Genomic DNA, 17,638 nt, shown 5'->3' on the forward strand with positions numbered 1-17,638 from the left:
TATGAGGCTTCAGTCCTCCGGTGGTTATGCTGCGGCCGTGGCCTTCAGCGTTTCCAGGACGTTTTGCGGCGATGAAATGCCGTAGGGATCGGTTTGACAGTTGTCCGAGAAGCCTTCTTCCTCAAACCACTGCTCTACCACGCCGTTATCGACCAGCGCCGCGTAGCGCCAGGAGCGCATTCCGAAACCGAGATTGTGCTTGGCAACGAGCATGCCCATCTTGCGAGTAAATTCTCCCGACCCGTCAGGGATGAGCTTGACGTTGAGAAGCCCTACGGACTTGCCCCAGGCGTTCATGACGAATGCATCGTTTACGGAGAGACAGTAAATCTCATCGATGCCCTTCTTTTGAAACTCCCCATAAAGCCTTTCGAAATCCGGTAGCTGTTGGTTGGTGCAGGTGGGGGTGAAGGCGCCTGGCAGCGAAAACAAGATGACGCGCTTGCCGCGGAAATAGTCGTCGGATGTCTTGTCTTTCCACCGATAAGGGTTCGGCCCTGGTAGGGCCTCATCGCGAACACGCGTCCGGAATGTGACGAAGGGAACCTTCTTTTTGATGTTCATCTAACTGTTCCTCATACCGACAATTGACGCGATGTTTGGCGATTGCGGCTGCATATCCGATCTCGGTCGATATATATTGATCAAGCAAGCGCCATGCCATTTGCCTTAAATGCAGAAAATCATTGTACTGCCGGAAGGAGCCTGGGTTTGAGTAGGAGCGCCTCCGACAAGGGCGCTGACCCAACCTTCTCACCTCGAATGACCTCCGCCGCGGTGACATCGGTTGGGTCGCTTGTTATCGGCAAGCGTCCGATGTTCGCAAAAGACGGAACCGTTTCGGATAGTCATGTCAGATCCTTGAACGAGCACCGCCGGCAGGCTTTGACGTGGCCGCCGTGCTCGCGTTCTTAGGCATAGCGATTTGCCGAGACAGCTCTTCTCATTGCACCGACTGATGTGCCGCTGTTGTTGCTCTCGATCATATCCAGATCGGGACGTGCGCCACCCTCCAGCTCTTCGGCAAGGCGCCCGCGTGTCCGGTCGCAATGAGATTAAAAGTTCGTGCCGTGTCATCGCTATTGAATGATTAGGTTCTCCCTCGCGGGGTCATTCGCCAACCTTTTGATGTGCGAAACGGGACAAGAATGTCGGGAGACCGACGATTGGATTACAAGGCCTGGCCGCCGGCCGGGGCAAGTCGTGCAGTGCGGCCGCCCGCGCTCATCCGGCATGCAACTTGCGTCTTTGATTGTTCGCTGCGCTTGGAACTTTCCGATTTTTGATGGAGCATGACATGGATCAAAAGGTTTTCGTTCCAAAGAGCATCGGGGCGATTGAGGATCCGACGAAATCGCTCCGCGATCTGATTTCCTCCCCAGACCTGACGCACCTGATGGGAGCGCATGATGGGCTTTCCGCGGCGGTCGCCATGCAGGCGGGCTTCAAGGCCATTTGGGCGTCTGGCCCGTGCATTTCGAAGAGCCTCGGCTATCGCGACGTCAAGGAGGCAAGCTGGACACATTTGATAGAGGTGATGGAACGAATGGCGGACGCCAGCGGCCTGCCGATCCTCGCTGACGGTGATTCCGGCTTCGGGAACATGAATGGCGCGCGGTTAATGACAGCAAGGCTCTTGCAGCATGGTGCCTCTGGTGTGTGCATCGATGATAAGAGCTTCCCGAAAATGAATTCCTCTGTCGGCAATCGTCCTCCGCTGGACGATATCGAAAAGTTTTCCGGCCGCCTAAAGGCGATTAAGGATGCCACGGGAAACGACCTCGTGCTTGTCGCTCGCACCGAAGCCTTGATCGCCGGTTACGGTCTCAAGGCGGCACTATTGCGCGCGGACGCCTACGCGAACGCCGGCGCCGATGCAATCCTGATCCACTCGGGGGAAGCGAAGACGCACGAGGTTCTCACCTTTGCGAAGCAATGGAAACGGCTTCCTATCATGATTGCGCCTTCGAATTACTATCGCACAGTCATTTCAGCGCATCATGAGGCTGGCATCTCGAATGTCGTCTGGGTCAACCATGCGATGCGTGCAGCGATTGCAGGTATGCGGGCCGCGTACAACTGGATCATCGCCGAAGCAAGCGCCGGGCCGATTGGGCAGGAGGTCGCGAAGCTCGACGACGGACCCGCTGCGTTATGGTGAACCGTCTTCGGCGAAAATCGGTATCTCTCTGCGCGCGTGATTAGCATTTGTAAGCTGAAGCGGTCAGCCTCGGTACGGTGTCTGCGGAGCCCGATCCGGACGACTTAATGAGACACTTTCCCGCCGAGCTGATGACAATGTGGCCGATCGGCAAGGATGTGGGCTTTGAATGACCGCCCCGATATCATCGAGCCTATCGAGGATGCGGAGCCGCCGTCACTGTGATCGGTGACGAGATTTTGAAAGAACGTGCCGCAGAAAGGTACCACGATCGTCCGTTTGAAGTCGGCATTATCGTTAACTAAGCAGAACATGATGGGACCCTTTCATTTGTGGTGATGTAGGTCGCTCTCACATGCTTTCCCTCGGTCCAATCACGCAGCCGGTTTGGATGGGTGCCGTTGATAACGACCCCCGCAGCACCCCGCAATGACATGAAATGAGCTGCACAAGCATCGACTGACGCATGACCAAGCTCGGCAAGATCGTGGGCATCTATTTCCTCGATCAACGCCCCCGGATCGTGAGTTGCCGCATTGCGATAGACGCCGTCTACATCGGTCAGAATTGCCAGTAGCGGAGCATTGGTTACCCACGCAATCCACGCCGCCACAGCGTTAGACGTTATGTCCAAACTCCATTCGACCGAATCCGTTGTGAAGAGCATGCGCGAGGCAAGCAGAACCGGAATTTTGCCAACCTTTGCCAGGCTCCGACATTCGCTCAACGTTGCAGACGGAACAAGTTTCGAAGAGAAGGCACGATTCGCCAGCAAATATCCTGTCTCATCTTGGACAAGAGCGCACGCGTGATGGGTCATCACCGATGGGGGAGGATATAGGTCTTCAACACGCTCAATCGCCTTGTCGTTTAAGTCTCCGCCAGGAACGACCAAAATTCGATGTCCACGCTCGACCAAGCGCTCGAGTTCGGCGACAGCCGTCCTAAAAACCGACAGATCATGCATGAGGCTTCCGTGGAACTTGACAACTATTGAAAAGCCGCATGGGGGAAGACTTTGGGTGAACATGCCTGAACCTCGCCCTGCCACTGTGAAGGCGCCATGTAGGTTTTGCGGGCTTCTCGATGTCAGATGGAGAACTGAGACCTTCTGAAAAGCCGCAGCGTACAACTGCATCCGTTCAACGCCATTTGGGAGAGCAAGCTCGATTACGTTGAACCTAATGTCGAGAAGTTTCGTCGCGTTTGAAAAGTCGCTCTTCCTCCATTTCTCCGCAATTCTTCACCGAACGATGTTGGAGACGTCTCGAACGTGCTACGGCTCTTTGTCCGGGATGCTCAAGCTGACGGGCCTTTCATTTAGCTGTAGGCCTACATGATCCAGTGTTCCACGCAGCGACCAACGAGAGAAATATGTCTCGGCGGCTCTCACTGCGTCGCAACAACCTCAAAAACCATGCCAACTTTGCAGAGCGAGCCCGCGAAAAGTTTTCTCAATGTTTCCTACCGACTTAGGGCTGAAGATAGCGAACACCTCAGAGGCGGCGTCGTGAAGATTCAAACGCACACACTGTCCAATTCGTCAGATAACCGACACGGGTTTTGTTAAGTCAATTTCTCGCCGTCCCACGCTAAACATTTGAAATTGACGAACGAAACCATTCCGTCCGGCGACACGGGTCGCGTTGGCGTGAGATTTGAATGGGATGGGTGCTGGAATGGCGATGCTGACCTGTAAACGATTATTCGATCCGGTCGGCAGGAGAAAAGGCGGACCGTATCAAATCGTCCAATCGGATTTTGTCAAAGAAGAGAACAATGGAAGCCAAAAGAGCGAACGGTCTGACGTGCCATATTCCCGACAACTTTAAGCCGCGGCTGAGCGAACTTACGGACGTCGAACCAAACGACGGTTTGACAGATGAGAAGCATATTGGCGGGCCGCCCCGTGCCAGGTGCAAAGTGTAGCATCTCCTCGATGATCCGCCGGCTCCGAATATCCTGGCGCCGTTGCGGCGTCGCTCAATGTACGAATGCCTCTTCCCATCTTGAAATTAGCGACAAAGCGATGCGCCACGAACAAATTACCGAATTACTTGATCGGGAGGCGATCCGTGATTGTCTTTATCGATACTGTCGCGGGATAGATCGGGCAGACGAGGCGGCGCTGCGCAGTGCGTACTGGCCGGATGCGCATGACAATCACGGCGCTTATTCGGGCTCGGCAGAGGGGTTCATAGAGTTCGCGCGCGGTGTCTTCAAGACCGAACAGCGCAACATCCATCAGATCACGAACATTCTGATCGAGTTCATCGACCCGGCGGAGGCTGCCGTCGAGAGTTACTTCACTGCGCTGCAACGCGGACCGGACGGGGCAAGGACACTACGTCAGGTTCTCTTGTGCGGCCGTTATTGCGATCTGTTTCAGAAAAGGGAAGGTGAGTGGCGCATCGCCGAGCGGACTGTCGTCTACGATTGGTTCGAGGAACAGCCCGCGCCAGTGACCTCCGAGACGGAGCGTTTCGGTCTCCGGCAGCCGATCGGGGCATCATATCCAATCGATCCGGTCTATGCGCTCTTGAACCGTCGTTTTCTTCAGAAACGTGAAGGCCACATGGCGAAAACGCCTCGGTGATGAGCGGTTTCAGATCTTCGTCGGCGGCGAAATGGAAACGTGACCTTTCTGTCTACCGCCATGTCGGGATGGTTGTCCGGAAAAAAGGTCCGGGAAACGGTCAGGAGAATTCCTCATGAGAAAGCAACGCGTCGTCATCATTACAGGCGCTGCAGGCGGGATCGGCCGCGCACTCGTCGACGCTCATCTCAATGTCGGGGACATTGTTGTTGCCGCGGACCTCCCGGACAGCGGTGTGCTTGAACTGGCTCGCGGTTTCGGCGCTGCGGATCTCGGACTTGAATTCGATGTCTCACGGGAAGAGGACATCCTTGTCCTTTATGAGCGGATCGACGCGCAGTTCGACCACATCGACGTTCTTGTCAATAACGCGGCGATGGGGCCCAGCATGGCCGCGACCACGCAGACCCCCATCGACGACTTCCGACGCGTATTGGCGGTAAATCTGATCGGGCCCTTCCTCATGGCTCGCGAAGCCGCACGGCGGATGCAGCCAGGTGCTGCGATTATCAACGTCGCCTCGATGGCCGGGATAATTGGCAATCCAAAACGCAACGCCTACGCTGCTTCGAAAGCGGGCCTTATCTCGATTACGAAGTCGCTCGCCTGCGAGTTGGCTTCACTTGGCATCCGCGTGATGGCAGTGGCGCCGGGCTATGTGCGAACGCCGATGGTCGCGCAATTGGAACACGCTGGCCAGACGAACTTAGAGGCGGTGCGCAGCCGTGTGCCGATGGGGCGCATGGCGCGTCCGGACGAAATTGCACGAGCCGTGCGGTTTCTCGCCAGCCCGGATGCGCACTGTATCAACGGCACGGTGCTGACAATTGATGGCGGGTGGATGTCCTTCAACCAGCCTGGCGACGCGCACCCGCGAGTAAGCGAAATACCACAAGCCGAACTTTCCCGTCCGCCACAATCAACCAATAAGCGGATTGTCCTCGTCACGGGCGGCGCGACCAGCATAGGCGCGGCCGTTGCTCGCCGCTTTGCAGCAAATGGCGATACCGTCGTACTTGCCGACATAAACGGCGCCGCGGCGGCGAAGTTCGCAAAATCCCTCGGCGGCGAGCACATTGGAAAATCCGTGGACATTGCAAGCGAAATGCAGGTGGTAGCACTGTTCGACGATTTGCGGGAGCGGTTCGGGGGGCTTGATGTCCTCGTCAACAGTGCCGCTTGGCCCGACAGTTGCAAGTCGGGAGTTGAGCAAACGCCTGCCGAGATCGCGCGCGTCATTGATGTCAACCTCACCGGTGCCTTCACCTGCGCGCGTGAGGCTATCAAAATGATGCGGCCCGACGGGGTAATCCTGAATATCGGATCCATCAACCGCTCCCTGACGATTGCCCAGCGCCATGCATATGGCGCATCAAAGGCGGGCTTGGAAATGCTGACCCGCTGCATGGCGGCCGAACTCGGGCCGGTTGGCATTCGGACTGCGACGATTGCTCTTGGCTTCATTCACACACCTGATAGCGCACAGAACGCGATCAGCCGCCGCAACCCAGCCCTTGGCGGGGGGCAGTTCGAAGGCATGGCAAACGCCGCGTTCTTCCTAGCTTCGCCAGATGCTTCATACATCAACGGATCGACCCTCTACGTCGGCGCCGGCTGACTTCGGACAATGTTGTATTCTACCCACGATCGGAAGCATTCACGGGAAATCGAAAACGACACTGTGTGCCAAACGGCATCCGGAGCGTCATCGAATTTGACAGTTTTAAGGAGCACTTGCGGCCGGGGAACGGCAAGCGATTTTGTTTCAAAGCCCCGAATATCAAAAAAGCCGATTGGATCAGTAGCCACGGATACATGCCCGCTGACCATTCGCGAATGGACCCAACGTGAATGAGGAAACGTTATGGAATTTGCGACCTTCATCCTTGCCTCCCAGCGGGGCTATCATCAATCGGCCGACAGAATCATCCGCAACTCAATCGAACAGGCAGTCCTTTCGGAGCAAGCTGGCTTCAACACCGCATGGTTTGCCGAACACCACTTCAACAACTATAGCCTCGTTCCATCGCCGTTGATGATGGTGGCCCATTGCGCCGGCCGGACGAACTCCATCCGCCTCGGCACTGGTGTTTGCGTATTGCCGCTTTATCAACCGCAGCGCCTGCTTTCCGAGATAGGTTTCGCCGATATCGTTTCGAGCGGCCGCCTGGAGCTTGGCGTCGGCTCTGGATATCAGCAGTTTGAGTTTGACCGCTTTGGTGTCGATATCGATGAGGCGCCCGCTGTCTTTTCGGAATATCTGGACGTCCTTCTCAAGGGCCTCACGCAAAAGATTTTTGAGCACAATGGCCAATATTTAAAGGTACCACCGACGGCGATTTCGGTGCGGACTATCCAGAAGCCGGCCCCCCCAATCTGGATCGCTACGGCGTCCGGATACAACATGGGCCGGGCCTATCGGGAAGGACACAATCTTTTCGTCACGGCATTCCACGATGGCTTGGGCGCTTTAAGCAAGCTTCGCGAGAGCGTCGAGAACGCGGCACTCGCAAAAGGTAAGGATGCCGCGGATGCCAAGATTTCGCTGTTGCGTTGTTGTTATGCCAGCGATAACGAAACGGAGATCAACAGCTATCTCGACAACGCCCGTTTCCAGCGCCGGCTATCGGAAGCGCTTCATCAGCGCCGCCAACAAACCGAGGACGGCTATCTTCTGCAGGAAACCCCGACCAAGCAGGACCTGTCGTTTCAGACGATGCGCGACAATCTACCAATCGGCAGTGTGAATCGGGTGATCGATCGCCTGCTCGAAGAGATCAGTGTGCTGAAGCCGTCCCAGATCGCAATTCACTGCCAATTGGGCGATTTCGATCATCAGGCGATGCTGCGGCAAATCGAACTCTGGGGAGACAAGATCATCCCGGCTGTCAACAAGTCGCTCGGTCATGCGCAGCCATGACCGGATAACCCCTTCCGAGATCACAGAGCAATTTTTGATGATGAACCGTCTGGATATCACTGAAGTCGGTCTCGGTTCACGGCGAACGGCCCTCGCTGACGATCCGGATCTCTGGCCAGAAGAGACGGCGATTTAGAGCCTGACCGAAAAAGAGTTGAGTGAAATCAGTCATTTGTGATTCTGTTTGTTTGCTTAGGACGAACGGAGACCACAATGGGTTGGACTGATTTCACCCGTCGGCAATATGCCCGACGCGCGAGTCGTTATGCAAGTGATCTGACGGACCGGGAGTGGGGGTTGATCTCGCCTTGCCTACCTGGGCCAAGGCGTTTGGGCAGGCCACGGAGAACCGATCTTCGCGAGGTCGTGAATGCGCTGCTTTATATTGCTTCGACGGGTTGTCAGTGGCGAATGCTGCCAAAGGACTTTCCACCGTTTACGACAGTTCAAGCCTATTTCTACGAATGGCGGGCAATGGGTTTATGGGGCCGGATCAACCATCGTCTTGTGATGGAGACGCGCGAGCTGGAAGGTCGGCAAGCCTCGCCGTCCGCTGGCGTGATCGACAGTCAGAGCGTGAAAACCACAGAAAGCGGCGGGATTTCGGGCTATGACGCCGGCAAGAAGCTCAAGGGGCGAAAGCGCCACATCATTGTCGACACGCTGGGGCTGATGGTCGGCCTGATAGTGCATGGCGCGGACATTCAGGACCGTGATGGGGCATTCGGTCTCCTGAAATCGATCCGCCACCGCTGGCCCTGGCTCCGACATGTTTTCGCCGATGGCGGCTATGCGGGCGACAAGCTGAAGGGGAGATTGGCGAAGTTCGGCCAGTGGACAATTGAAATCGTCAAGCGTTCCGACAAGGCCAAGGGCTTCACTGTCCTGCCGCGCCGCTGGGTGGTGGAACGGACCTTCGCCTGGCTCGGTCGTTGCCGTAGACTGGCCAAGGATTGGGAGAAAACGATCGCCTCCGCCGAGGCATGGATCACAATCGCCCACATCCGCATCCTTACACGGCGGCTCGCAAGATAAAGATATTGCTGAGGTCTTTTTGAGTCAGCCTCTTAGCTCGACTTTGTGCATTATGCGGCGAAGCAAAGCGCCTGCGCCATACGGACAAGTCGCCCTGGCGGTATTTTATGCATTTCCAGGTTTGACGGTGAGTGTCGATAAAGATCGTCGCTCCACAAAACGAGACGCACAGCGCCAATCGCATCTGTGAATGTCAGATCGGTTTTCCTGTACCATGCGGCGGCGTAAGGGCGCGTGCTTTGGCTGAGAACATCTCCCGCCCACAGCGTCACGAGACTATAGAGGGCCAGGAGCGAAGGTGTTGTGCGGATGATGGCGTTGCCATTCCACTGGCGCTGGGTCTCCACACCGAGATGGGCGCGTGTTTCGGCGAACGTCACTTCGATCTGCCAGCGCCGAACGAAATAGGCGATGATCTGGGTCGGCTCGAGCTCGGTATTGGTGCTCATAAACGCCTGCGGTTCGCGGCGGCCGGTCGGGTCTCGAACCAGGACCCAGCGAATTGGCCTTGGTGGGGTTCCCCGCCGATACCACAAGCCAGTGCCTGTCGTGATATCAAGGTGTTTATCGGTTTGTCTGCCATACCAGGTTGACGCGATGACGCGTTGCCAGACGGTCTTGGGATTGTTGAGGACCGCCTTGAGCTTGGGCAAGGGCATGCCTTTTTGTGCGGGCCGCCCGAGCGTATGTTCGTGTCGCGGATCTGGCGGGGTGAACAGACTGGCGTCGAGACGCAGGCGTGTGATGAGGGTGGCTCTGCCTGGTAGCGCTGCAGCCAATGTGTGGACAGCAAAACTGCTGTCGCCAACAAAGATGAGATCGCGTCCAGGCAGCCAGCGGCAAAGCTGCATCACGCCCTGTCTTGCCCAATCCGTCAGCAGTTTGTGCCTTCGTCCCCTCTTTTTGTCGTAGCGCTCTGAGGGGCATAAAAGCGTTAAGACTGGTAGGGCCTTGATGCATTTGGCCCATGGGACCGGGGCAAGAACCATGAAGCTCAACCAGCGCAAGCCGCTGGCTTTGACGAAGTGACCGTGACTGGAGCGCACTGGATCGCGATAAATGCCACGCGCGGCAATCTTTGGTCCCCATCGGCGTTCGATGGTGTCATCCATACCGATCACAATGGGACCATCGGGTACGAGGCTGGCGACAACGACCGATAACAGCCGCGAAGCCAACGTACGCGGGTTCCAACGCGCGCGATTGAGGAGCTGATGGTAGAGGGAAAAATTGCCAGCCTCGGCGCGGCCGGTGATCCGCAAACAGGACGTCACTGTTCGTTTGCCTGGAGACAGGATCGCACCCATCACCAGGACCAGGAGATGCTCCCAGCTGGGTGCCGTGAACCAGGGACGAAACGACGACAGCCACTGGCGAAGGATTTGCGGAACAGGATCACCCGACCCGACGCAGTTCTCATTATGATCGGTCATCCACCGGTTCGAATCCGGTCACGCGAAACAGGCAAGTCAGAGAGACTGCGGCGAATTGATTCACCCCGCTCAAATTGCCTCAAAATGAGAGTGCCGCGCGCGCCACGCTGCCAGTACGCGGAAGATCAGCGCCGCCGCTACAAACCCGAAACTCCAAAGAGATTTTGTACAAAGTCAAGCTTAGACTTTGGCGAACTCGCTACAATAAACTGCCGTAGTGACCATCATCACCCAGCGAGACTGAGTGTCTCGAAGTGAAATGGGCCGCGTACCCCGGCGGAAAAACGCTCGGCGGCGTTCAGAGCCATCTCTAACCTTTCGCGAGGCGGTGAGCTTGATGATGCATAGAGCGCGCCCAGTGCTATTTGCTGACCACATCCACAGGCGTCAAAGCCATCGACCGGCTCAACAACCTGGTAATCATCGTCAATTCTGAAAAGCCTTCCGGCATAGCCGACGAGGAAGGTGCCGCCGCGCTCGACTTCGTCCTGCCGCCGTGCGTAGCCGCCATCTTTCAGGCACTGGCGAAGCGCGTCGACGAAATCCGTCACCATGAAGGCATAGACATCCGTTTCAGGATCTCTTTTGGGCGGCTTGAGCGAATGTGCCAATAGCTGGCCCATTCTGAACGAAGAGGTAAACCCGAAGAGAAAGTCCTAGTTGCGGAAAACTTTGCGATCGGCTCGGAGGGTAAGCGAATAGCCGGCCACACCAGCGCTATCGCCGCCGATGTGAACAGATCCGTCGCTGATCAAACCGACAATGCATGTCATCCGCCGTCGCTCCTCCTGTGGGCTGATTAGTAGAACCCAATGTCGCCACTGGCTGCCGACCATGCTTTGTCGACTTTGCTGCCCCAAGCTCTGCAAGCAAACAGCTTGCCAAACAGCGCCTCGGCCACTGTCAACCGTGTGTCAGCTTCCCGACGGTATTGCCGCTTTCTGGCCGATTGGCGCGATTACCGGGTCTGTGATGAACCGGCACGCGCTCGCCTGAAACTTCAATAAATCTTCGCGATGTTTTTGCTTCGGGGGACGATGTCGGATTTGTTCCGTCCGCGACACCGACGTGTTCGCCAACTGACGCATCCATGCTTGAACCGTTGGGATAGCGGTCATTTCACGCTCTTTGCGCAGCTGGCACGGCTTTTGAAGTTCCTTTGCCAGGAGGTGATAGAAACGATGACCTGTGACGAGATCGATCCGATGAAAGGAGGAGAAAGGCATCATGCCAAGTCTGGCGCAGATCCGCATTAAGTCCAAAAGGACCGTTACCTGCCTGGCATCGGAACGCTCGATTGCTGGAGTGGCGGCGTTCTCATAATTACTCGGCTCGACCAATAGTCGCCAATGAACCCCGCTGGTTTCAATGAACATGTGCTTACCCGACTTTCGCATTCGTCGGATTAGAGTCGCGCAGGTGCGGCGGTGAAACAGCCGTTCTGGCGCCAAATTGAGGACCGCCTTTTCTTTGCCGCGCCAGCTACGATTTTTCCTGCGGAGGTGAGTGGAGCCCTAGTTCTGTGCGAGCTTTCCGCGAGCCTAGACCGAACCGTCTGACGATTGCTCCGTTTGCGGAGATCATCGCCCAGCGGCCACGGGAGCAGTAACGATTTCTGGCAGGGCTAAATCCATTTGGTCGGCTAAAACAGCCACGTGTTTCTCACCTTCGGAGGCTCGGCAACACAAAACCAGGCAAGGACAATACCATCCGTTCTCGGGACAGATCGTACGGCCATCGTGTCCGCCATCACAGACTTACCTCCCCGCACAACGGAGTTCTTCCCGATTAGGAGTTTTTCGCACATGAGTGTTATCGATGCTCGGCCGACACTGAATGCCCCCGATGACGACCCTTATCTCTGGCTCGAAGACATCGATGGCGAGAAAGCTTTGATTTGGGTCACTGAGCAATCGGCGCGAACGCTTTCGCGTTTTGGCGGGCCGCCGTTCGAAGGAGACCGCGACACGCTCGCGGGCATTTTCGACTGCCCTGACAAGATTGCGGGGATCACGCGCCGGGACCGATACCTTTATAATTTCTGGCGCGATGCCGAAAACCCGAGAGGCGTGTGGCGCAGAACAACACTCGCCGCCTACATGGCGGCGGAGCCGGAGTGGGAGATCGTTCTCGACGTGGATGCCCTTGCCAAGGCCGAGGGAAAGGACTGGATATGGGACAGTGCCTCGATCGAACCGGGCAGATGCGAAAGCGCCGTCCTTCACCTGTCGCTGGGTGGCAGCGATGCGGTCGTGCATCGCGAGTACGATCTAACCACGCGAAGCCTCGTTACCGACGGCTTCAATCTCCCGGAGGCCAAAGGCAATGTTGCCTGGCTCGATTACGACACTCTTTTGCTTTCCATCGCTCTCGGCGATGGCATGGCGACGCGCTCCGGCTATGCGCGCACAGTGCGGTTATGGACGCGTGACTCCGATCCGCTCGCCGCACCGGTTATCTTCGAGGCGGGTCCCGATTCCATCCTCGTGTTCGGCTTTCTGGATCGTACCGCCGCAAGCGAACGCGTTTGGTTCATCGAGCGGGGCTTTTTCAGTACGGTCGGCTGGATCGGCGACAGGAGCGGTCCGAAGACCAAGATCGATCTTCCTCGAGATGCTAGCTGGAACGTCTTCGGTGATTGGCTGGCTGTGAAGTTGCGTAACGCATGGACGGTCGGAGGAACGACCCATTCAGCTGACGCACTGATCGGCATCTCCCTGTCCTCGTTCATCGCCGGCGCGCGTAACTTTGCTACGCTGTTTGAACCGGACGAAAGGTGCGCCCTGCAGTCCTTCTTCTGGAACGATGGAAAGCTCGTGGTATCCCTCCTCGACAATCTCGTTCCTCGCTTCGATATGTTCACGCCTGGACGACAGGATTGGACGCACCGAACGTTGGACACCATGCCCGCTGCGACGACTGTTCGAGCCTGGCCCTTAGATGCGGAAGTTCACGAGAGCAATGGGGAAGTCCTCGTCTCGGCTGAAGATCCAGTGACGCCGCCGCAGCTTCTCTTGTTCAATCTTAACGGGGCGCCGCGGCTCGGCGCCCCCGTCGTCCTGAAACGCGATCCAGACAAATTCGATGCATCAGGATTGCTGGTCACGCGTCACGAGGCGGGTTCGACGGATGGTGAAATAATCCCCTATACACAGGTCGGGCCGGAAAACGGAAACGGAAATGCGCCGGTCCACCTCACCGCCTGTGGCGACTACGGCAAATCGGTTCTGCCCCATTACAACTCCGCGATAGGCAAGCTGTGGCTCGAACCCGGCGGCACGAGCGTGGTGGCCAACATCCGCGGCGGCAGCGAGTTCGGTACGCGCTGGCGCGAGGCTGGAAAAAGGGCGAAAAGGCGTCTTGCCCATGACGATTTCGCCACCGTGGCCGCCGACCTGGTGCGCCGGGGTGTCACGCGTCCCGGACGGATCGCTGCCGAGGGCGGTTCAAATGGCGGTCTCCTGATCGCCAACATGCTAACTCGATATCCGGAGCGTTTCGGCGCACTCTTTTGCACAGTACCCGTTCTCGATCTGCGTCGTTACACCAAGCTCCTCGCGGGCGCGAGCCGGATTGACGAAAAGGGTGATCCCGACAAGCCGGAGGATTGGGCCTTTCTCAGTCAAATGTCTGCCTATCACACGGCCGAAGCCGGGCAATTCTACCCGCCCATCCTGCTCGCGACCCGAAGAGGGGACGACCGCGTCCATCCGGGGCACGCACGTAAGATGGCTGCAAAGCTGCAGGCACTCGGCTGCCCCGCTTACTTCTACGAAGCTGAGGTCGGTGGTCATGGTGCCGGCGCGGACGATCGCGAGCAGGCGGCGTTCCTAGCCCTAGGTTACGGTTTCCTTCGCGATGCGATCGGCTTTTCGGAACGTCTGTGACTGGTTGAGGAAAGCAGCAGATCGACTTGAAGCGGCGAGGCACTCCCTCCATCATAAACGGTATCATCGACCCTTAGGTCGCCGCGCGGCAACTGCATGGCAGAAGAGGGCCTGCCAGGAAGGCAGTCGGAGTGCATTCCAACAGGCGAAAGCGGCCTGTCAGAACTTGGATCCGCGCCGGAACGGTTGCTCGTCTAGCGAAGAACCGGCTCTCCATGGAAACGGCGTTTTGATGGTTTTGAGACGCCAAAACCGACCTCCATCATCAGTCGCGGCCTCTGCTTTGCCAAGGTACCCATATGAAAGCCGAAAGGATCCTCGACGAAACCTGAACCCGCTTTGCCGGTCAAAGTGATGGCATTTTCTGCGCCATAGAAATCAAGCACCTCGTGCGCCGGATGGCCAACGAGCAGAGTCAATTGATGCCTCAAGCGCCGACGGTTGTGGCTGCCGCGCACGTAGACATGCGGACCGGAATTGCCATCGACGTCGGAGAGGTAAAAGAAAAACTTCAGCATCCGCCAATCATCAAGATCGAAGTGAAACTTGAAGGAAGCGCGGCTCAGATCCGCATCCGAAGCGTTTTTCGTCGGAAAGCTCCACCACGTCCGCGTGGTGATCAATCTCGCGTTGCCGCCGAGATAATGCCTTGCCACGTCGAGAAGCAGCGGATCTTGCTGAACGGCAACGACGGCATCACATCGTAACGCCCGTTCGTAATGGTGGCCACTTAGTATCGTCCTGCCAAACCACCCCTCGGCTTCGACATGGTCGCTGGCCAAGAAGTCGAACCTTCGGTCGAAATTGCCGAAGCAAGGCGTCTCATGTCCAAAACGGGCAATTTCCTCGCAGATTGCGGTGGGAAGCGTCAAGCCGGCAAAAAGGCCCGTACTTCTCAATTCGGCTGCGATCGTCTCTGCCTTGAGGTCACCAAACATCGAGGGCTTGCGACTTTCCTGCCGCGGCGCTTGTCTTGCGGTCAGCCAATGTGCCTTGCGGAACGGCATCGTGCGTGCCAGCAGGAACATTGGTAGCCAAGCCGGGTTCTCCCGCATATCAGTGAGATAGGTTGGAATTCGAGACACCATCCGACGAAATACCCCGCCGTTGCGCGCGATCTGTTCGAGGTCCTTCGGGTTGGAGTTTGCGGAGCTGAGCATTCGATCGCCTTTCATGGATGATGGAAGTTCCTCCTGCGGGCAAGAACCTGCACTCGATACGGATAGTCTCGACAAAACGTGTTCCTGTTGATGCTATGAAATCCAGTAACGGATCAACGGAATGTGCAAAGGCGGTGTGCTGTCGCACGCGCCTTTGCTGGCCTTGTCCAGGGGAGGATTCGTTCAAGGGAATGTGTTCGTTGCTCCTCTTATTGAAACCAGATTTGACATTAGGCGCAGTCGGACCTAGCCCAATGAGCGGAAATCGGGAGCACCGGCTTTGATTGCATGACTGAACATCAATTTCCCTAAAGTTTGTTTTCGAACGATCAATGTGGAGGCATAGGAACCGATTCTTGACTTCGTTTGCAAATTTATTGTTTAGATAACGCTTATTTACGATATGGATAAATCAAGACACAGCTCCGCAGTTTCAGGGACTGAGACCCGTTCATGATGCCGATCTACACCGGCATTTCCGTACGGCAGTTTCCTGTTGAAGACTCCCCACCGGATGTCAGATCGCCAAGGCGTTAAGGAATGGGGATGAGCGGATATTAAACGCGCTGATAGCCGATCTCCTTCGCGTGGATCCCGTACGGCGGCGTGTTCGGCAACGGCGGGTGCTTGCCACGTTCGCTCTGATATTCGAACCAAGCGATTGCTCTTGCCGCGATGACGTGAGTGGAGGCCTTTATGCCGAGCTCCTGGGTCGGCCCGAAATTTTGTCCGATACCATGCAACGATGCGTGGAAGGTTCCACGTCTTGTCGTCTCACGACCGCCCCCAAAGGGGTTGCCCGGTTAAGAGAGTTGCCAAGACGCGCAACGAGAGTAAACCCCAAACATCCCCAAGGCCGATTTATGCGACCGTTCGGGCGAGCCAATGCAACTGTGCACTCGATTTACTTGATTTCGGTCAACTTATATTCTTTCAATAGGCACGATGATCGATGGCGTGTATGGCACACCTCCACGCCGTGGATGAAGGAAAACATGCGCTTTAAAGGTCTTGATCTAAATCTCCTTGTCGTGCTCGACGCCCTCATGACCGAGCGCAACCTCACAGCAGCGGCACGAAGCATCAATCTGAGCCAGCCCGCGATGAGCGCGGCCGTCGCGCGGCTGCGAAGCTATTTCCGCGACGATCTCTTTACGATGGTTGGCCGTGAACTTGTCCCAACGCCACGTGCCGAAAGGCTCGCCGTGGCCGTCCGAGAGGCTTTGCTGTATATCCAGCTCTCCGTTATTGCCTGGGAACCGTTCGATCCGGCTCATTCGGATCGCTGCTTCAAGATCATCCTATCCGACTACGTGACACTCGTGTTTCTTGAAAAGGTCGTCGAGCGTATGGCGCAGGAAGCTCCTGCCATCAGCTTCGAGTTTCTACCTGTTTCAGACGACTTCGATGAGCTCCTCCAGCGCGGCGACGTCGACTTCCTCATTATGCCGAAAGTGTTCATGTCGAAGCATCCTCATGCTGCACTGTTCGACGATATATTCGTGTGCGTAGGGTGTAGTACGAACAAGCAGCTATCAGAGCCGTTCACGTTCGAGCAATACATGTCGATGGGCCATGTTGCGGTCAGATTTGGAAGTGGCCTTAGGCCTGCCATTGACGAATGGTATTTGCGCGAGCGGGGTTTCAAGCGACGTATCGAGGTCGTGGTGCAATCCTTTAGCATGATACCGCCCATGCTAGCAGGTACCGACCGTATAGGGACAATGCCTTTGCGGCTGGCGCAGCACTGTGCGAAAACGACGCCCCTGCGCATCATGGAGCTTCCGCTTCCGATCGCCACATTGACCGAGGCCGTCCAATGGCCCGCGCTCCACAATAGCGATGCGGCAAGCCTTTGGATGCGGGAGACATTAATTCGGGAGGCTGCCCGGATGGTTTCGCCGCCGGCTGCGGAACGTCAAGATGCTCCGACAATGAAGCCCACTCGTCCGAAAGTTTACGCCGGATAAACGGCCGGCTCGCTTGATGCGGCTGCGATGCATTCAAACTTTTCAAGCCATTGGGCATGCGAGCTTGTCCGCGACCGGCCGCCAGGAATATTGCGCAGCTTACCTGGATCCCTGCGCTTACCGCTGATTCCAAACGCATAAATTGCCAAGGCTGTCCTATCCGTTTCGTGTGGGTCGCGCCGCATGGATATGCCGCTTTCGATCCTGGGGCATGATGCGGCCGAACAAGCAGTTGGGGTCTCAACTGGTTTGGCATTGTTTTGAGGCAAACCCGGGTGCTTCGCCAGTGGCACGATTTGATGTGGGATTGTCTCCAATTTTAAAAATTCTTTGGTCCCGCTGTGGTCTTGGCCAACCTGCGGCACCCTCCGATCGCCAGGCTTTATCAGTTTACTGCGACACATTGCGTCCGATTTGTCGGGCCCGCGACAAAGGCTTGTCCAGTTGGAGCGCATGTCTGGCGCAGCTAAATAGCT

General features: G+C 56.7%; 13 protein-coding genes and 1 pseudogene. 8 read left to right on the top strand and 6 right to left on the bottom strand.

Going from position 1 to position 17,638, the window contains the following annotated elements; genetic code table 11:
* Nucleotides 1–24 precede the first annotated feature (24 nt).
* Nucleotides 25–564, bottom strand: coding sequence for a peroxiredoxin (locus QD461_RS30955; protein ID WP_004126073.1), 540 nt, complete (start codon nucleotides 562–564; stop codon nucleotides 25–27).
* Between the two features lie 733 nt (nucleotides 565–1,297).
* On the opposite strand from QD461_RS30955, the gene QD461_RS30960 reads away from it, so the two are divergent.
* Both QD461_RS30960 and QD461_RS30965 read left to right on the top strand, forming a co-directional pair.
* Nucleotides 1,298–2,161 (top strand): isocitrate lyase/phosphoenolpyruvate mutase family protein, encoded by an 864-nt coding sequence (locus QD461_RS30960; protein WP_240535520.1) that lies wholly within the window; start codon nucleotides 1,298–1,300, stop codon nucleotides 2,159–2,161.
* Between the two features lie 77 nt (nucleotides 2,162–2,238).
* Nucleotides 2,239–2,386 (top strand): annotated as a pseudogene (locus QD461_RS30965) (SOS response-associated peptidase); the annotation flags it as partial.
* A gap of 76 nt (nucleotides 2,387–2,462) precedes the next feature.
* On the opposite strand, the gene QD461_RS30970 reads toward QD461_RS30965, so the two are convergent.
* Entirely contained in the window at nucleotides 2,463–3,191 is a 729-nt protein-coding gene (locus QD461_RS30970) for an aspartate/glutamate/uridylate kinase (protein ID WP_004126078.1), read from the bottom strand.
* Between the two features lie 999 nt (nucleotides 3,192–4,190).
* Here QD461_RS30970 and QD461_RS30975 point away from each other — a divergent pair.
* From QD461_RS30975 to QD461_RS30990, 4 genes are all read left to right on the top strand, one after another.
* Nucleotides 4,191–4,757: a nuclear transport factor 2 family protein gene (locus QD461_RS30975; RefSeq protein ID WP_004126081.1), complete on the top strand. Its 567-nt coding sequence runs from the start codon at nucleotides 4,191–4,193 to the stop codon at nucleotides 4,755–4,757.
* Between the two features lie 115 nt (nucleotides 4,758–4,872).
* On the top strand, nucleotides 4,873–6,375 hold the full coding sequence (locus QD461_RS30980; protein ID WP_004126084.1) for an SDR family oxidoreductase: 1,503 nt from the start codon (nucleotides 4,873–4,875) through the stop codon (nucleotides 6,373–6,375).
* A gap of 246 nt (nucleotides 6,376–6,621) precedes the next feature.
* Complete coding sequence (locus QD461_RS30985; protein ID WP_004126087.1) at nucleotides 6,622–7,677, top strand: LLM class flavin-dependent oxidoreductase; 1,056 nt, start codon at nucleotides 6,622–6,624, stop codon at nucleotides 7,675–7,677.
* 213 nt (nucleotides 7,678–7,890) lie between these two features.
* Complete coding sequence (locus QD461_RS30990; RefSeq protein ID WP_004126090.1) at nucleotides 7,891–8,712, top strand: IS5-like element ISRtr3 family transposase; 822 nt, start codon at nucleotides 7,891–7,893, stop codon at nucleotides 8,710–8,712.
* 50 nt (nucleotides 8,713–8,762) lie between these two features.
* Here the strand turns inward: QD461_RS30990 and QD461_RS30995 are convergent, their stop codons facing one another.
* From QD461_RS30995 to QD461_RS31005, 3 genes are all read right to left on the bottom strand, one after another.
* Nucleotides 8,763–10,145: a transposase gene (locus QD461_RS30995; protein ID WP_004126092.1), complete on the bottom strand. Its 1,383-nt coding sequence runs from the start codon at nucleotides 10,143–10,145 to the stop codon at nucleotides 8,763–8,765.
* A 227-nt stretch (nucleotides 10,146–10,372) separates the two neighbouring features.
* The gene (locus QD461_RS31000) at nucleotides 10,373–10,699 is read right to left on the bottom strand and encodes a hypothetical protein (RefSeq protein ID WP_004126093.1); all 327 of its coding nucleotides are present in this window, start codon (nucleotides 10,697–10,699) and stop codon (nucleotides 10,373–10,375) included.
* Nucleotides 10,700–11,059: 360 nt separating this feature from the next.
* Complete coding sequence (locus QD461_RS31005) at nucleotides 11,060–11,521, bottom strand: hypothetical protein (protein ID WP_028755198.1); 462 nt, start codon at nucleotides 11,519–11,521, stop codon at nucleotides 11,060–11,062.
* A gap of 429 nt (nucleotides 11,522–11,950) precedes the next feature.
* On the opposite strand from QD461_RS31005, the gene QD461_RS31010 reads away from it, so the two are divergent.
* Nucleotides 11,951–14,032, top strand: coding sequence for a prolyl oligopeptidase family serine peptidase (locus QD461_RS31010; protein ID WP_004126095.1), 2,082 nt, complete (start codon nucleotides 11,951–11,953; stop codon nucleotides 14,030–14,032).
* Nucleotides 14,033–14,226: 194 nt separating this feature from the next.
* Here the strand turns inward: QD461_RS31010 and QD461_RS31015 are convergent, their stop codons facing one another.
* Nucleotides 14,227–15,192: a hypothetical protein gene (locus tag QD461_RS31015; protein WP_004126098.1), complete on the bottom strand. Its 966-nt coding sequence runs from the start codon at nucleotides 15,190–15,192 to the stop codon at nucleotides 14,227–14,229.
* Between the two features lie 995 nt (nucleotides 15,193–16,187).
* On the opposite strand from QD461_RS31015, the gene QD461_RS31020 reads away from it, so the two are divergent.
* The gene (locus QD461_RS31020; protein ID WP_004126101.1) at nucleotides 16,188–17,162 is read left to right on the top strand and encodes a LysR family transcriptional regulator; all 975 of its coding nucleotides are present in this window, start codon (nucleotides 16,188–16,190) and stop codon (nucleotides 17,160–17,162) included.
* Nucleotides 17,163–17,638: the final 476 nt, after the last annotated feature.

The sequence above is a fragment of the Rhizobium sp. BR 314 genome (genome assembly GCF_047445805.1).
Classification (GTDB): Bacteria; Pseudomonadota; Alphaproteobacteria; order Rhizobiales; family Rhizobiaceae; genus Rhizobium; species Rhizobium lusitanum_B.